The organism is Nonomuraea sp. B1E8, from assembly GCF_039871515.1.
In the GTDB taxonomy this organism is placed as follows: Bacteria; Actinomycetota; Actinomycetes; order Streptosporangiales; family Streptosporangiaceae; genus Nonomuraea.
Genome location: NZ_JBDPLS010000025.1, coordinates 12,058 through 28,529, shown reverse-complemented (window position 1 = coordinate 28,529; position 16,472 = coordinate 12,058). Strand labels below are relative to the sequence as shown.

Below are 16,472 nucleotides of genomic sequence, written 5' to 3'. Positions count from 1 at the left end.
GGTGGCCTCTCTGGGTCGGTCGGTTCACGTGAGGGGTGCCAGGGCCAGTCTCCCAGTGACCGGGTGTCCGCGCAGTTCGTCCGGCCTTCAGGTGCGGACGGTGTTTGTGGACCAGACGATAGAAGCCGTTCACCGTTTGCGTCAACACCTCAACATTTACCTGTGTACTGGCGTCACACTGAGCTATGCTCCTCGAAAGACGTCCAGACTGCTGCCAGTGCCACACCTAGTGACACAGGCCACAAAACCTGATAGATCGATTCGATATGCCGTCGTTGGACCGCTCCCAACGCCGGGCATCGACCGCTTCCCCCGGAGGTCACATGAGCACGGTCGATCGGAATGCGGTGATCGCTGAGGAACAGCAAGCCGTGGATCACATCTACGACTGCATCGTCCAGGACCGAAAGGACATCGAAAGCTTCCGTTCGAGCAGCCTCGGGGATTGTCCGGACGCAGGATTGTCCTCTCATCCGGATCTTCCGAAGGAGTACGGACGACGTGAGGATCTCGGCCGCCACCCCCTCGTGATCGCCCGGATCGACCTCCTTGATGACCCCGATGACAGGCTCACCTGGTACATCGGTCGCGCCACCGTACGAGACCGCCAGGGCGAGCTGGCGTTGGTGAAGTGGACGTCCAAGGCGGCGACCGCCTGGCGCCTGGCCACTCCTGAAGATCCTGCGGATGTACGGCGACAGCGTCAGCTCCGCTGCGACGGCCCAAAGGTTCTCGACTACAGCGACACCGAGATTCAGGTGATCAACGCCAAAGGGGAAACCGTTCCGGCTCCGGTCATCGACGACGAGCCCGACCTGTTCCTCCTCGCCGACCTAGATCTAGCTCGCGACGGCGTCATGCGTGACATCGTCGAGACGATCCAGCGCCACCAGCTCCAGCTGGTCGCCGACGAACGAAAAGGTGTGCTCGTCATCCAGGGTGGTCCGGGCACCGGCAAGACCGCGGTCGGGCTGCACCGCGTCACCTGGTTGCTGGACAACGAGCACTTCACCCCGGACCAGGTGCTCGTCGTCGGCCCCCACAAGGCGTTTCTGCAGTACGTTCGAGACGTCCTGCCCCGGATGGGCAGCCGCGGTGTGGCGACCGTGGACATCACCGAGCTCTGGCCAGGTGACGTCCGGGGAACCGATCCGGTCGCCACCCGCCTGGTCAAGTCGGACGACCGGATGGCCAGGGTGCTGCACAACGCGGTCGAGAACCTCATTCGAGAGGACCTCGCCGCCAAAGAGGGCTTCAACTTCCGTGGTGCGCGGCTGGAGATCGACAAAGTCGAGCTCGTCCGGCTGGCCTCGGCGGCTCGTGCGGCTAGGGGTTCTTACCAGGTGCGCCGCCGCCGCTTCATCGACACTGTCATCGACTGGCTGCTGACCCAGTACGCCGAGGCGACTCGGGTCAAGCAGACCGACGCCCGGCTCCGTACCCAACTGGAGGTCGCGGCCGTTTCCACGCTCATCAACCGCGTCTGGCCGTCGTCCAGCGCAGAGCAGATCTATCGGCAACTGCTCGCCGACAAGGACGGCCTCGCGGCCGCTGCCTTCGGCGTGCTCACCCTCGACGAGCAGGCCGCGCTTGTCCGTCCCCAGGCGAAACGAGTCGCGGACGAACCGTGGTCGGCCGAGGACCTCGTCTGTCTGGGGGAGCTCCGATGGCTCCTGACCGGGGATGACGAACGGCGCTACCACCACCTGGTCATCGACGAAGCCCAGGACCTGACCCCCATGCAGGCCAAGTCGCTGGCCCGCTGGTGCCCTTCCGGCTCGATGACGGTACTCGGCGACCTGGCGCAGAGCACGGGGATCCGCCAGTACGACGTCTGGGAGCGCCTGGCCGACATCCTGGCCGGCACCGAAGGCTGGCACATCGCCGAACTCGGCATCGGCTACCGGGTGCCGGCCGACGTCATGACCTTCGCCGCGATGCTGGGAACGAAGATTTCGCCCTCCACGGTGATCCCGACCTCGGTCCGACCGTCGTCGCCGGACACTCTGGAGATCGTTCCGGTATCCCGACAGCGCATCCTCACCGAGACGGTCACGAGGGCCCAGCGGCTGGCCATCAAGGACGGCGACCAGGCGCGTTCCGTCGCGGTCCTGACTCCGGCGCAGGACGAGGTCCATGACGAACTCGCACAGCGGATCGCCGCTTCCCAGGAGGCGGCGTTGCCGGGGATGGGACAGAGAATCGCCGTCATGCCCGCGCACATGGCGAAGGGGCTGGAGTTCGACCACGTCGTGGTGGTAGAACCGCATCTGTTCGCCGAACAGAGTTCGACGGGGCTTCGGCAGCTTTATGTCGCTCTGACCCGGTGCACGCAGTCCCTGACGGTGCTCCATTCGTCCCCTCTGCCTGCCGAACTAGGCGGGCCTGTCAAGGTGCCTGTGAACGAGATCAAGAAGACTGACGCTGTCCCCTCGTCCCGGGATGAGCGGTTCGCCGACGGGGATGAGTTTCGAGCCTTCCTCAAGGAGCAGGCGGCTGCCAGCCGTAAGCAACCAGCGCACGCCCGTCTCAAGCACATGCTCGCGGCTGAGTTGTACGGCAACGAACGCGAGCCCCTGCTGGATACCCAGTACGCCGACATCATCTGTGAGGACGAGCGCGGGCTCGGGTTCTACGTGATCTCAGCGCAGAGCGTCGACACCTACGCCGAGCTCCGCGCCATGGCGCCTCGGCTCCTGGAAGCCGAATGGGCCAGCGGCAAACACAAGGAGATCGACCGCCTGTTCCTCGTCCTGCCCAAGGAGCCGCAGGACCTGTGGGCGCTCGAGATCATCAAGACGCTCTTCGATGTCTCAGTCATCTGGAAGACCGAAACGGGCTGGGCCGGCCCGTCGGTCAACGCTGCTCTGGGGCAGTGACGGGGGAACCTCCCGGCCGCGATGACGACTCCTCGCGCTGCAAGCGCTAGCGCCGGAACACCTACATATCATGCGGGGCATGACTGTAGGGCCCGATAGGGCCGCCCTCCAGAGGAGCCTGCGTCAGAGCCTGGCCTGGGCGCTGATACCGGTCTGCTGCTGCGGCGGGTTACCGATCCCATTCATGATTGGATATGCCGCTTACCGCCTCCGCAACACAACATTGTGGATCTTCGCCGCGGCGTACCTCGCGGTCGAGGGAGCGGTGCTCGCAGCCTCGTGGGCCCTTGAGAACGTACCGAAGGAGGATGCTCGCTGGACCCTCACGTCGATGATCTGGATGGGCACCTATCTCGGCGGTGCAGTGCACCTCTTCGTCCTGGCCAAGCGGGTCCTGCCGCAGAAGATCCCGCCTGCGCCGGCCGTTCCGAGAACCCGGTCAGGACCGGTGCCGCCAAGACGGTCATCCGGGCCGGCACAGGCGTGGGTGGGGCCGTACGCGCTTCTCTCGAAGATCGGCCAAGGGGGCCAGGGCGAGGTCTACCTGGCTCGCTCTCCGGACGGCGAGCAGGTCGCCGTCAAGCTGTTGCATGCACGGGTGTCCTTCACTGAGCGAGACGGCTTCCTCGCCGAAGCCAGCGCGGCCCGCCGGGTGCCGGGGTTCACAACCGCGCGGGTGTTCGACGTGGGCGTCCACGACGGCAGGCCGTACATCGTGAGCGAGTACGTTCAGGGGCCCTCACTTGATCAGCTCATCCGTCGCGAGGGCCCGCGTTCTCCTGACAGCCTGGTGCGGCTCGCCATCGCTACGTCCGCTGCGCTCAACGGGATCCACCAGGCAGGCATCGTCCATCGTGACTTCAAGCCGGCCAACGTCCTGCTCGGTCCTGACGGCCCGCGGGTGATCGACTTTGGAATCGCACGTGCCGTCGAACGGCTGACCATATCGGGGGGCGCCAAGGGCACACCGGCCTTCATGTCGCCCGAGCAGGTCGAAGGCCGTCAGGCAAGTCCAGCCTCGGACATTTTCAGCTGGGGCTCAACCATGTACTTCGCGGCGACTGGCCGCCTGGCCTTCGACGGTCCGTCCGTCTGGGCCGTCGAGAACCAGATCATCAACTCCGACCCGGACCTTCGCATAGTTCCCCCGCCTCTTCGCGAGCTCGTCCACCAGGCCATGCGCAAGGCCCCGCATGAACGTCCATCGGCATCACAACTACTCCTACTACTGTCACTATAGAAATGCTTGCATACTAAGTTCACAGGCTCTACTCTTCTTGTACGAGGTGCAAGGGAGCTGTGATGCGTACTCTGCGAGCAGGACGAGCCATCCACTTACTGGACATCGAGAACCTGGCTGCATCGCCGTCGCCCACCGCGACGGAGATCGCCGACACCATGTCGGATTACCTGTGCCGGGTGCCGGTCGGCGCCCTGGACCAGTTCGTCGTCGGGGTTAACCCGCGATCGCTGGCCGAGGTGGGCCGAGTGATCCACGGCGCTCAGATCCTCACCCGGTCCGGACGGGACGGCGCCGACAGCGTGCTCGCCGAGATGGCCGTCAACGACCGGATCGACCTCCGGTTCGAGCGGGTGGTCATCGGTTCCGGCGACGGCTACTTCGCCGACCTGGCCGCCTGGCTGACCGCGCACGACGTGCGGGTCACGGTGGTGTCCCGCACCGGCCTGCTCAGCTGGCGCCTCTACGTCGCGGTCCGCGACATCACTTACCTTGACGCGGCGCTTGCCGCCTGACTCCAGGGAATCCCCATGACCTACCAGCCCCCCATGCCACCTCCCGCGCGACGTGGGTTTTCCGGCCCGGCGGTCGCTTTGATCGCCGTTCTCGCGCTGGGTGCCGGTTGTGTCGGTGGCGTGGCCGTAGGAAGTATCGGCAGCACGCCGGCCACCGTCACGTCCCCCACTCGAACCGCCGCCGCGGAGGCGTTGCAGGACACCGGCCTTCCCCCCGCAGAGAAGGAGAAGAGCCGCCTGGTGAAGCTGCCCGACTTCAAGGGGCAGAACGCCGCGATCGCCCGCCAGTGGCTGGTGGACCGAGGCTGGAACGAGTTCAGGGACATCAAACTCGGCTCACAGGACCGCTACGAGACCATGGTTCTCCTACCGGAGAACTGGACTGTGACCAAACAGTCCCACAAGGCAGGCAGCGAGGTTGCAGTGGGCACAACCATCGTGCTCACCTGCACGAAAGCGTCCTGACAGCCTCGCCCACCTTGCGCAGGCCCACACGAAGGCAATGCAGACATGCCATTCGATCCAGGCGCTCGCCGCACACACACGCGACACAATACCCACAAGAAGCTGCACACCTGGAGCAGTTACCCGATAAGTACGTATATCGCAGAACCGAATCAACGTGCCATCTGGAACATAAGTGACATGTAGGCACAACACTGATCACCGAGTCGAGCCAGCCACAGGAACAATGTTCTATTCCTCCGGAAATTTCACGACACCTTAAGGGGCAAGTCAGACAAAAAGCCCTATACCTGCGCTGCGATGGCTATTTGAACCTGGCCGCCAGATATCCCGAGGTGTAAGTTCTAACAGCTTCACATCGATGACCCAAGGCGCCTAACCCGTGATAAATGATCAAATCCCTGCCAGGTGGCCCATTGGCACCCTTATGGACAGGCTTAGCCCAGAAGAACGAACGGAGCTTCTGGCTCTAGCACCGCCCTCTCCTAAGCACGCCGGCGAACCACTCATATACCAAGGAGATCGAGACAGGTCCGAGGTCTATCTACTGAGGTCCGTCCCAGGTCGGTCGCTCACGGCATGCGTGAAGGTGACGGCCTACCTGGAATCCGGTGGAGCGGCCATGTTGGGCATCCGTGTCAGCGGCGACGTGGTCGGTGAACTCGCAGCTCTGCGCAGAGAGCCAAGATCGGCCATGGTAACCCCGTGCAGCCCGATGTTGGTCCACGCCATCCGCGCGCAGGCGTTCATCGACTTCCTTGATCGCCACCCGGCGGCATGGAATGCGCTGGCCAGGATGATCGCCGACCGGCTCGACTGGGCCAACCGGAGAAGAACCGACTTTGCTCAGTTCAGCGTGCCCGTAAGGGTCGCGAACGTGCTCGTGGAGCTCTCCAGCCGACACGGAGTCGACAGGCCCGACGGACTGCGGGAGCTGGGAGTCGACCTTACCCATGAGGAGATCGCCAATCTCGTCGGTGCGAGAAAAGACGCTGTCTTCAAAGCCGTCCGACGTCTGAAGGAACTCAAACTGATCGATCCCAGCCAGCGCCGCAAGCTGGTCGTTGATCCAGTCGGTTTGGCGACTTTCCGCTGAAACGTACTGGTACGTCTTGAGGCGATGTGATCTTCGCCAGACTCTACCCCCGGCGACCTCTCCCATCGCCTTGATAGATCTTCCCCGCAACCACAAGGTGACGTGATGCTTGACTCTGATTTCAGCCGCCGCCTGATCATGGCGGTCGATGCGGAGGGATACGGCCGCGGCGACGACCTGCGGCACGACTCGATCCAGCTCGGCCTGGCCCAGATCATGGACCGTGGCGCACGAGAGGTCGGCCTGCGCCGCGAGACCTGGACCCACCAGGAAGCCGGCGACGGCGAGGTCATCGTCTTCCCCGAAGGGGAACCGGAGCTCCGAGTCATCGATGACCTGGTCCGTCGCCTTCGCAAGGCTCTCCATGACCACAATCGCGAGCGCCGGGACGATGCCCGCCTGCGCATTCGTATCTCCATCGGCCACGGGGTCGTAAAGCGGGGCGCCATGGGCTTCGTCGGACAAGTCGTGGTGACCACCTGCCGACTGCTCGACGCGACGGCCGCCCGTACCGCCCTGAAGGTGAACCCCCGTGCCGATCTGGTGCTGATCCTCACCGATCGGCTCTACGAGGACGTTGTTCGCCAGCTCCACACCTCATACCGACCGGAGTCCTTCACCCGGCTGGAGGTGCCGACCAAGGAACGCACCGAGATCGCTTGGATGTGGATCCCCTCAGAAGACCTGCATGAGAAAGGAACCCTCGACATGGACAATCTGCCCGCTGTCGCCGACACCTTGTGGGCTTTGATCGCCGGTGGCGCCCTCGAGCGTCTCGGCGCCTACGGCACCGAGACCGGACTCGACGGCGCCCGCAGACTGATCGCGAAGATCAAAGATTACCGGTCTCGGCAGGGCCGACCGGCCGACCCGGAGTCGCGCGACGATCTGCTGGAGACCCTGGAGAAGCTGGTGCGCGCCGACCCCGCTGCGGAGCAGTTCGCGCAGCAGTTCAACGCCGAGCAGATGACCGTCAACCTGATCACCGCCCCCCTCTCCGGCGAGGAGATCAACTTTGGCATCCGAAACTGACGCGCCCGTCGACGGCGTCCTGATCGGCGAGGAAGCCACGCCGATCGATCTGACCGACCAAGCCGAGGTGGCGGACGCGAGCTTCGCACAGGTCTCCCAGGTCCAGACCGTCATCAACCACATCCACGGCGATATCGGAGGGGCCTCCTTCGGCATCTCCGGCTCCCGCACCAAGTCCCGTCGCACGTCAGGACCCGTATCCGGACACGAGATGGCGGAGGCCCGCGCCTGCTACGAGCGTCACGAGAGCTACGAGGCCGCCGCCCAGCAGTTGCACGTGTCCAACATGGTGGCCCTCATCGGCACCGCCGGCACCGGCCGGCGGACGGCGGCGCTCAACCTTCTCCATGACTTCGTCGGAGGACGTCGCGAGGTGGTGGTGGAACTGAGCCCGGCCTACACCTTGGAGAAGCTGGCCGCCCGCGAATACCGGAAGGCGCACGGCTACCTCCTGTGTGACTGGCCCAAGGACGACGCCGACGGGGGGATCGCCGACTTTCACGTACGAGAGGTCAGGCGCCGTGTGCGCGACGCCGGCGCATATCTGGTGATCACAGCGACGGCTACTTCGCTGCCCGTAGGAGACCAGATCCCCTGGCAGCCGCCGCCGGCCCAAGATGTTCTGCTGGCCTATGAGGTGGCACCCGAGATCGCTTCGGAGGCGGCCGCCCACATCACCTCCGAACATGCCATGGCCGACGTGGTGGCATTGGCACGTGACCTGGCCGCAGGGGCGCCACTCGACAAGGCGCTCGGCAGGCTGGAGTCCGCCGGACGGCGTGACGTGGTTGCCTGGTTCGATGCCCCGCGTACGCGCGGGGAACTCTTCGAGATGGCCGCCATGGCGTTCACCGCCGGTCTCCCGGAGGCCAGTTTCGAGTCGCTCCTCGCCCGGTTGGAGTCCATCGCCGGCATCGGCGTGGAGAAGGCGGATGCCGTCTCAGCGGATGATCCGATGCCGAGCCGACGCCTGCTCCGAGTGGCAGAGGGTTCGCTTTTCAGCCTGTCACCGGGGCGCAGGCTGGAGTTCAAAGTGGCAAATCACCGAACCCATGTCATGCGGGAGCTGTACCAACGACATGGCATGCGGTTGTGGGAGCCGGTCATCGAATGGCTACATGAGTGTGCCGCTCTCCGCGACAACCCGAGCGCACAGGCCGAGGTCGCCAGAGGCGTGGCGATTCTGGCCTCGGTCTCGGACTACTCGTACGTCGACAGCACCTTTCTCACCCCATGGGCCCGTGGGAACGGCGTCATGCGCAGCCAGGCCACCGCCGCGATGGCCGTCTCGTGGTTGTGCCTGGACGAGACGACCCGTTCGGAGGTACTGCGCACCGTCAGCTCTTGGACGAGGGCGTCAGCCATGCGGCCCAAATTCACTGCCACTCTTGCTTGGTCCGGCGAGCTGGGCATCCGGTTTCCGCTGGAAGCGGTCCGGATGCTCTGGCTGCAGATCAGAACCAGCGAGAAGCCTGTCCGGCATGCTGAGATTGCGCTGGCCCGCCTGTTCGCGGCGCTGACCGAGGCCACCGGCAACGCTCTTCCGATGCTCGACTGGCTGGCGCGGCAGATCAGCAATGACAAACGGATCGGCCGTGCGGTCGACCCGCTGATTCGGGCGATCCTGAGTATCCTCTCGGCCCGTGCCGACGGCGTCGGTATCCCCACAGTCACCGCTCATCTGCGCAGTCGCCCGGATTCCGCTGTCCCCCTCGCCAAGCTCTGGTCGGCGGTCCTGGTCAAGCGCCCTCACCGCAGGGATGCATTGGCCGCCCTGTACGACGCCGTCTGCGCCTTCGATGAGCGCGACGAGGACGACCGCAGTCACGTTCGTGCCCTGTTCGCAGCGCTAGTGGAGGAGCTCCCAGCGAAGGAAAGGCCTCTACTGGCTCAAGATCTGCGGCGTTACGCCATCTCCCGCAACACCGACGAGAACCGGCTGGAAATTCTCCTGTCACTCCTCCGGGTCTTCCTGAGCCCGGCTGTTCTGTCCCTCGACACCATCGGAAAGCGTTCATGAGCTACCCCGTGATCAGCCAGATTCCCCTGGACCCTGTCGCCAAGCAGGGGTTCTTGAGCAAGCCTCGACGCCCGATCTCCAGTCTTCCTCGCCAGCTTCCGCATCAGCGGCTGGTGTTCGAGTACGACGGCACGTTCGTGCTGGGCGACCGGCGGCTGCGCGGCGACGAGCCGCACGTTCTGCACGCCGTCAGCGTAAGCGTCGTTGACGTGGCCAGAGATCATCCCGCCACGATCCAGGTGCCCATCAATTCCTCCGGCGCCCATGACTTCACCGTGGCGATTCAGTTCCGCTGCACGGTCGATGAACCGATCGAGGTGGTACGCGCCGGCCTCACCGACGTCACCGAGCATCTGGTCACCTATATCCAGGGCTATCCGAAACTCTTCGAGCTCGGCCGTAGCAAGGGCCTGCACGAGGTCCACGAGTTGTGGACGATCGTGCACGCCCAGGTGAAGGCTTACACGACCGTGGTGCCGTGTGTGCTGCCCGGCATGACAGCCGAATTCGCCGGCCTCAACGTGTACGCTCCCGACGAGATCGCTCAGGGACGGCGACGCTACGAGACCAGCCTGCACAACATGCAAGGCGAGCACGACCTCCGCGACGTCAAACGCAAGCTCGACCGTGACTTCGAGCTCGATGAGCAGGAGTTCCTGCACGCCAAGGGCCACAGCGCGAACGACTTCACCAGGCAGGAGGCGACTCTGGACCGCGATCATCAGATCACTGGGGCCACGAAGTTCAGGGATTTCCTCAGCAGCGGTCCTGGTGCTGCCGACGGCCTGTACGTCACCACTCGCGGTCTGAGTGATCAGCAGATCGCGGAACGCTATGCCGCCCTGGGTGACCGGGAATACAGCGCCATCCAGCGCAAAGTCCAGTTCGATTACGAGTTGCAGGTCGCTCAGGCCCGGGCCCGGTCTGAGGTCGTACGGGCGGCGATCGCCCAAGGTCTGTTCAACGAGACAACCGGCAAGGAACTGCTCGCCACCTTCGACGAAGTCGAACAGGATGCGGAGCCGCAGAATCTCGAAGGACCCGCATACGAGGCGCGCGCCGAGGTAACAGCAGGCGACACCGACGACGGCTTCTTCCCGGAGGAGGACGTCCGTGGTTGACATTCTCCACGGATCGAAGGCGTCCGAGCTCCACGCACGGCACCCCCGGCGCCGCCGGGGGAAGCTCAGCCTCGGAATGTTCCTACGCCAGTTCACGGGAGTCGACGAAAGAATCCTGTCAAGTGTCCCGCAGGAACGCTCCCGCTACACCAGTCTCGGCGGACTCGTGGTCAGCACCGCACTCATAGCGGGCGCCTCCATGTTGGGCGCGCTGACACTGCTGTCGCAAGCGCCCCTGCTTTATCTGGTGCCGGCGGCGGTGCTGTGGGGTTTGATCATCGCCAATGTCGACAGGTTTCTGATCACCAGTCTTCACGGCGACAACGACGGCTGGTCCCGCTGGGGCAATGTCCTGGTCCGGCTCGCTCTCGCCGTCGTCATCGGTGTCTTCATCGCCGAACCGCTAACTCTGAAGATCTTTCAGGAGCGGCTCGATCGGCAGATCATGCTGGAACGTGGCCAGGCGATCAGCCTGACGGAGAGCCGGTACAAGCAGTGCAACCCTCTCCAAGGGCCGGCTCCCGCGGGCGTCGACTGCACCAACTTTCTTCTCAACGGCGGCGACCAGGCACTCGCGGTCGAAGGCAACATGGCACAGAGGCAGAGCATCCTCAAGGCCGCGGAGGATCGCCTGGCGGCGGACATGGAACGGCATGCTGAGCTGGTGAGCCGCCGCGACCGGGAGTGCTATGGCGTCAAGGTTCCCAACCGGACCACGGGCGTGCCCGGCGACGGGCCCGAGTGCAAAGCTCGAAAAAGTGATCTTGCGACCTTCCTCACCAATCATGACATCCCCCGGCAGCAAAAAGAGGTGGAAAAGCTGCGGGCGGAGCTCGGCTCGCTCGCGGCAGATCGCGCCGGCGCGGAGAAGGAACGCGCGGCGGCACTCAGCAAGAAGATCAGCGAGCGCGTTGAAGACAAGGAACAGGAATATACCAATATCGGACTGCTTGACCGATGGGAGGCCTTGGGAACGGTCGCAGGTCAGAGTGGCATGGTCAGCTTCGCCCACTGGCTGCTGCGCATCATCTTCGTCCTGCTCGATTGCATGCCGATCATCTCCAAGATGCTGAACGGCAAGACGGAGTACGACCGCCTCCTCACTAAGGAGTTGCGCGCGGGCTCAGCCCGTCACGAGGCCGAACTGAACTTCACCACTCGGCAGACGACCGGCGCGTACGAGAACAGGCTGCGTGAAGAGGAGCGCCATTTGAAGGCCGAACGCAGTCGGATTGACCGTGAACAGCGTGTCGATGAGGCATCGAGAGACGACGAGATCGACCGCCTCGCCCGGACCTTCATGGCCTCGATGCCTGCGCAACGATAGCGTCCAGCCAGCGCCGCGCACCTGCCTCGCTCGACATCCGCTTCTCGTCCTACTGCAGCTCGAAATCTCCGAGCAGTTGAACATCGTCGCGTGTAACGCCGAGGCGGCACCGCAGTCGCCAGACGGTCCTCACCGAGGTATCAGTTCTGGCTTCGGCGCATCTATGAACCACAACCTGTGCGCGGCTAGAACAGCAGTACTTGAAGGTTGATCGACTGGGGAGAACGCCCCTGACACTCCGTTACCTTGCCATTACCATGTTGCCAGCCTTCTCAACGAGGACGGGTGAGCATGAGCTTCCAAACTCCGCTTTACAAGCTGGCCGACTACCTGAAGTGGACCACCAACGGGCGCATCCAGCTCCCAGACTTCCAACGCGGCTACAAATGGGACGACGAGCGCATCCGTCAACTCCTTGTTACGATCCTCCGTGGTCATCCGCTCGGTGTTGTCATGATGCTGAAGACGGGCAACGATCAGATCCGGTTCAAGCCCCGCCCGGTCGAAGGGGTCGCTCTCCCACCGAATACCGAGCCCGGGTTGCTGCTCCTCGATGGCCAGCAGCGGCTCACCTCGCTAACGCAGGCCCTCACGGGCAACGGCGTCGTCCACACCAAGGACAGCCGAGGCAAGCTTATGGATCGCCGCTACTACGTGCACATGGCCACTGCGCTGCTAGGTGAAGAGCGCATCGACGAGGCCGTTGTGTCCATGCCTGGAGATGGAGTCCTGCGCAGCAACTTCGGCAAGGACATCGAGCTTGATCTGTCCGTTCCCGAACTTGAGCGTACGCACGGATACTTCCCCGTTCGCCTTCTCTTCGGTGAGGCCGACACCGTCACATGGCTCTTCGCCTGCGAGGACAAGGACCAGGCCAGCCAGTTCCATGCCAAAGTCATCCAACCCTGCTCTACCTACAACATCCCCGCCATCGAGTTGGATGAGACGACCAGCAAAGCGGCCGTCGCCACCGTCTTCGAGAAGGTCAACACCGGCGGTCTGCCGCTGAACGTCTTCGAACTCCTCACGGCCACGTTTGCCGGCGACAGGAAGTACTTCGACGCCCACGGCACGGACTTCCGTCTCAACGATGACTGGCACACCACGCAGAAGGGCCTTGCCGCATATCCTGTCCTGGCAGCGGTCGAGAACACGGACTTCCTCCAAACAGTAAGTCTGCTCGCGACGCTGAACCGAGCGAGGAAGGACACATCCGGCCGACCGCCGGCGGTGTCGGCGCGGAAAGAGGACCTGCTCAAGCTCGCCCTTGACGACTACCTGGAGTGGGTGCAGCCGGTCCGTGACGCCTTCGTATGGACATCGACGTTCCTTGCCGATCTTCACATCTTTGACGTGAAGTTTCTCCCTTATCCGAAGCAGCTCGTTCCGCTCGCCGCGATCAAGGTCATCCTTGGCAATGACGCCGATCTGCATGGCGTACGTGCCAAGCTCGCGCAGTGGTTCTGGTGCGGCATCATCGGTGAACTGTACGGCTCCGCCAGTGAGACCCGGTTCGCCCGCGATGTCGAACAAGTCCCTGGCTGGGCGCGCGGCACCACGGCGGCGGCACCCCGTACTGTTGCAGACTGCACCTTTGCTTCCTCCCGGCTTCTCTCATTGAGGACTCGGAACGCGGCCGCCTACAAGGGAATCTACGCACTTGTCTTGGCGCACGGCGCCAAGGACTGGATGTACCACAAGGCATTCGACAAGATCCAATACGTTGATCTGGCCGTGGACATCCATCACATCTTCCCGTCCAAGTGGTGCCTCGGCTACGGCATTGATCCGAGCCGGCGGGAGAGCATCGTCAACAAGACCCCCCTTTCCGCCGAGACCAACCGCGCGATCGGAGGTGCGGCGCCATCCCTATACCTCCCCAAGATCGAGAAAAAGGCAGCGATCGATGCTGCCCAGCTCGACGCACTTGTCGACACACACCTGGTGGATGCTGCACAGCTACGGGCGGACGACTTCGATGCGTTTTTCAACAAGCGCATGCAGGAGCTCATCGCCCTCATCGAGGAGGCGACTGGCAAGCCAGTGCAGCATGACCTCGATGAGGGCGACGGAACCGAAAGCCTGCAGCAGTTCGACCCCGAAGATGCCGCCGTAGTCCCCGACCTGGACGACCTCGAGGTCGAAGGGAAGCCCTAGCGAGCACGGCCTCACGGCCCTAAACGCTCGTAGGCGTAGATGAGGCGAACCTCAACCGCCCGGCCCTGTAAGCGGGCGGGGCTGAACGAGCATCAACCAACGCGGATATGGTGGACGTAACCATTGATCGGGATGGACCATGTGCGACCGGTGGTGCTCGCCCCTCGGACACACACCGCTCGCACATGTGGGGGTTCCGGTTCGATCCGGGCCTCCACATATTGCTTTTCTGGGTAGTACGTGAGCTTCAACCCGAGCTGGGTGTAGAGCTCGGCCTTGTCGTCCGGGTCCGCGTCCGAGACCAGCCGGACTAGATCCCCGACCTCCTCGATCATTGCCCTGATCTCGGCGGCGCTAATGCGTTGTGCGGCTGGGACGGCCTTCAGCTCACCTTCCAGGCGGGCGCGTTCGCTCTTGGTTTCGTTGATCCATGCGGAGATCTCGGTGGGATCGCCTCCGGCGTCGAGGGCAGATCGGTACTGGTTGAGCTTGCGGTCACACTTCGACAGCCGTTTGCGCAGGTCGATCAGAGCCGCCTCGTTCGGGTCGATCACTTGCTCGGCCATCGCCGCGATCGTGTGCTCCAATCTGTCCGGGCCGAACGCGGTCCCCAGCCAGCCATCGACCTCACCCAAGATCTCCGACTCCCGCAGGTAGACGACCTTGGGATGGTCGAGGTCATTGGTGATGGCGTACTGAGCAGGGAACCGGCACCGGTAGTACGCCTGCCGGTCATTCCAGTTGCCCTGCATGCGGCGCTCGCAGTAGCCGCAGAACAGCACGCCCCGGAAGGCGTACGGACGCCGGGTGGGGTGAGGACGCTGACTGAATGTGCCCCTGGCACGCGTGGCGAGAATCTCCTGGACCCGCTGATACTCCTCGACACTCACAATCGCGTCATGGACAGGCTGCTCCGACCAGATCCACTGGTCCCTGGTGTTCCACCGCTGCTTGGTCGTCGTGCCCAGCGCGACGTTCTCCACGTCCAGGAGGATCTCGTCCTTACGTTGCTTGTTCCACACCTGGTGGCCGGTGTAGCGCGGATTGGTGAGGATGACCCGGACGGCGTACTTCGACCATGCCCGCTGATCACGGTGCTTGTTCCGACCGGGATCACTGGCTGACGGCGACAAGATGCCCTGCAGCGTCAGGTCCTCGGCGATGTCCAGGTAGCCCCTGCCTTTGAGGAACTCGCCGTAGATCCACCGCACCACACGCGAGCTGACCGGATCGGCCACCAGCCGCCGCAGCCTCCGGCCGTCGGCCGCCTTGCCGGGATTCGGATGCGGACCGGCGTCTTCGAGGCTGTAGCCGTACGGAGGACGCCCGCCCAGAAACCGGCCTTCGGTCGCGGTAATCGCCGCCATCGCGGCACGCACCCTGATCTTGATGCGGTTGCGCTCGCCTTTCGACAGCCCGCCGAAGACACCCATGATCATGTCGTGGGCTTCGTTCGCCGGATCGATCGGCCCGCCCACCTCGGGCACCCACAACGGCACACCGAAGTGCTCGAACAACGGGAACGTCAAGCTGTACTGGTTGCCGTAGAACGCCCGCTGCGGCTCCCCGATCACCACCGCGTCGAAGCCCCGCCGCGTGTCCTTCAGCTCCTCGATCAGCGCCGCCGCATGCGGCCGCAGCTGCCAGGGAATCGAACGGGACTTGTCGACGTCGAAGAACTCCGCGACGATCTCCCCGCCCCGTGACTCGAAACCAGCGCCCTGCTGGAGGCCGCTCGCGCGACTCCGTTCAACGAAATTTTCGCGCACGAGGGGATGCGTTACCTGCGGGTGGAGCCCAAAGCCAACCGAGTTCCCAGCCGCCCCGACCACGTCTCGCCCCACGTATTCATCCGGCAGGTCGACACCACCGGCGGCCGGCCGACCAACCAGAGCCTGATCGAGGACAACGCCTTCTGGGCTTGGGCGGTCATTGAGACCCTGCGGCACACCGGTGTTCGGGCTGAGGAACTCACCGAGCTGACCCATCTGGCGCTGGTCTCCTACCGCTTGGCCGACACCGGCGAGGTGGTTCCTCTGTTGCAGATCGTGCCGTCCAAGAGCAACGAGGAACGACTTCTGCTCGTCAGCCCCGAGTTGGCCAGCGTCCTGGCCACGATCATCAAGCGGCTACGCGACGGCAACGGCGGCAAGATCCCGCTGGTCGCCCGCTATGACGAGCACGAGCGCGTGACCGGCCCGCTGCTGCCGCACCTGTTCCAGCGGCGCCCCTACTGGCAGCCGCAGGTGATGAGCGCGGCCGCGGTCTCGCGCCTGTTGCACCAGACGCTGGAGAAGGCCGGGCTGCGCGACCCGGCGGGCGAACCGCTGCGCTTCACTCCGCACGACTTTCGCCGCATGTTCGCCACCGAGGCCGTCACCGGCGGGCTGCCCGTCCACATCGCCGCCCGCATCTTGGGCCACAAGACTCTGACGACCACTCAGGCCTATCTCGCCGTCTTCCAAGACGATCTCGTCCGGACCTACCGGGGCTTCCTCGACCGCCGCCGAGCAGACCGCCCCGTTGAGGAATACCGCGAACCAACCGAGCAGGAATGGCGCGACTTCCAGCAGCATTTCGAGCTGCGCAAAGTCTCTCTGGGCACCTGCGGACGGCCCTA

Annotated in this window: 11 protein-coding genes and 1 pseudogene; 11 read left to right on the top strand and 1 reads right to left on the bottom strand. The window is 64.1% G+C overall.

The window, feature by feature from the left end; translation table 11 throughout:
• Positions 1-323 precede the first annotated feature (323 nt).
• From ABGA98_RS44085 to ABGA98_RS44040, 10 genes are all read left to right on the top strand, one after another.
• Positions 324-2,879 carry a UvrD-helicase domain-containing protein gene (locus ABGA98_RS44085; protein ID WP_347624455.1) on the top strand — a complete coding sequence of 852 codons (2,556 nt, stop codon included), beginning with the start codon at positions 324-326 and terminating at the stop codon, positions 2,877-2,879.
• A gap of 79 nt (positions 2,880-2,958) precedes the next feature.
• Positions 2,959-4,119, top strand: a complete 1,161-nt coding sequence (locus ABGA98_RS44080; RefSeq protein ID WP_347624454.1) for a serine/threonine-protein kinase — start codon at positions 2,959-2,961, stop codon at positions 4,117-4,119.
• Positions 4,120-4,181: 62 nt separating this feature from the next.
• Entirely contained in the window at positions 4,182-4,634 is a 453-nt protein-coding gene (locus ABGA98_RS44075) for a hypothetical protein (protein WP_347624453.1), read from the top strand.
• A gap of 15 nt (positions 4,635-4,649) precedes the next feature.
• Entirely contained in the window at positions 4,650-5,099 is a 450-nt protein-coding gene (locus ABGA98_RS44070; RefSeq protein WP_347624452.1) for a PASTA domain-containing protein, read from the top strand.
• Between the two features lie 427 nt (positions 5,100-5,526).
• Positions 5,527-6,195: a Crp/Fnr family transcriptional regulator gene (locus ABGA98_RS44065; RefSeq protein WP_347624451.1), complete on the top strand. Its 669-nt coding sequence runs from the start codon at positions 5,527-5,529 to the stop codon at positions 6,193-6,195.
• Positions 6,196-6,300: 105 nt separating this feature from the next.
• Entirely contained in the window at positions 6,301-7,227 is a 927-nt protein-coding gene (locus tag ABGA98_RS44060; protein WP_347624450.1) for a hypothetical protein, read from the top strand.
• Positions 7,211-9,247 (top strand): hypothetical protein, encoded by a 2,037-nt coding sequence (locus ABGA98_RS44055; RefSeq protein ID WP_347624449.1) that lies wholly within the window; start codon positions 7,211-7,213, stop codon positions 9,245-9,247. The genes ABGA98_RS44060 and ABGA98_RS44055 overlap by 17 nt, the downstream gene beginning before the upstream one ends.
• Positions 9,244-10,368 (top strand): hypothetical protein, encoded by a 1,125-nt coding sequence (locus tag ABGA98_RS44050; protein ID WP_347624448.1) that lies wholly within the window; start codon positions 9,244-9,246, stop codon positions 10,366-10,368. The genes ABGA98_RS44055 and ABGA98_RS44050 overlap by 4 nt, the downstream gene beginning before the upstream one ends.
• A complete protein-coding gene (locus tag ABGA98_RS44045) occupies positions 10,361-11,695 on the top strand; it encodes a DUF4407 domain-containing protein (protein WP_347624447.1) in 1,335 nt (444 codons plus the stop codon). Before ABGA98_RS44050 ends, ABGA98_RS44045 begins: the two co-directional genes overlap by 8 nt.
• Before the next feature lie 291 nt (positions 11,696-11,986).
• Positions 11,987-13,852 carry a DUF262 domain-containing protein gene (locus ABGA98_RS44040; protein WP_347624479.1) on the top strand — a complete coding sequence of 622 codons (1,866 nt, stop codon included), beginning with the start codon at positions 11,987-11,989 and terminating at the stop codon, positions 13,850-13,852.
• Between the two features lie 92 nt (positions 13,853-13,944).
• Here ABGA98_RS44040 and ABGA98_RS44035 read toward each other — a convergent pair whose 3' ends face one another.
• Complete coding sequence (locus tag ABGA98_RS44035; RefSeq protein ID WP_347624446.1) at positions 13,945-15,840, bottom strand: recombinase family protein; 1,896 nt, start codon at positions 15,838-15,840, stop codon at positions 13,945-13,947.
• Here ABGA98_RS44035 and ABGA98_RS44030 point away from each other — a divergent pair.
• Positions 15,748-16,254: pseudogene (locus tag ABGA98_RS44030) on the top strand (tyrosine-type recombinase/integrase); the annotation flags it as partial. The gene ABGA98_RS44035 and the pseudogene ABGA98_RS44030 overlap by 93 nt on opposite strands.
• Between the last annotated feature and the right edge of the window lie 218 nt (positions 16,255-16,472).

Bases quoted from the DNA above. Each gene is read 5' to 3' on its own strand.
- ABGA98_RS44070 (WP_347624452.1), top strand. From the start codon at position 4,650: ATGACCTACCAGCCCCCCATGCCACCTCCCGCGCGACGTGGGTTTTCC.
- ABGA98_RS44060 (WP_347624450.1), top strand. From the start codon at position 6,301: ATGCTTGACTCTGATTTCAGCCGCCGCCTGATCATGGCGGTCGATGCG.
- ABGA98_RS44085 (WP_347624455.1), top strand. From the start codon at position 324: ATGAGCACGGTCGATCGGAATGCGGTGATCGCTGAGGAACAGCAAGCC.
- ABGA98_RS44035 (WP_347624446.1), bottom strand. From the start codon at position 15,840: ATGGGTCAGCTCGGTGAGTTCCTCAGCCCGAACACCGGTGTGCCGCAG.
- ABGA98_RS44065 (WP_347624451.1), top strand. From the start codon at position 5,527: ATGGACAGGCTTAGCCCAGAAGAACGAACGGAGCTTCTGGCTCTAGCA.
- ABGA98_RS44040 (WP_347624479.1), top strand. From the start codon at position 11,987: ATGAGCTTCCAAACTCCGCTTTACAAGCTGGCCGACTACCTGAAGTGG.
- ABGA98_RS44050 (WP_347624448.1), top strand. From the start codon at position 9,244: ATGAGCTACCCCGTGATCAGCCAGATTCCCCTGGACCCTGTCGCCAAG.
- ABGA98_RS44080 (WP_347624454.1), top strand. From the start codon at position 2,959: ATGACTGTAGGGCCCGATAGGGCCGCCCTCCAGAGGAGCCTGCGTCAG.
- ABGA98_RS44075 (WP_347624453.1), top strand. From the start codon at position 4,182: ATGCGTACTCTGCGAGCAGGACGAGCCATCCACTTACTGGACATCGAG.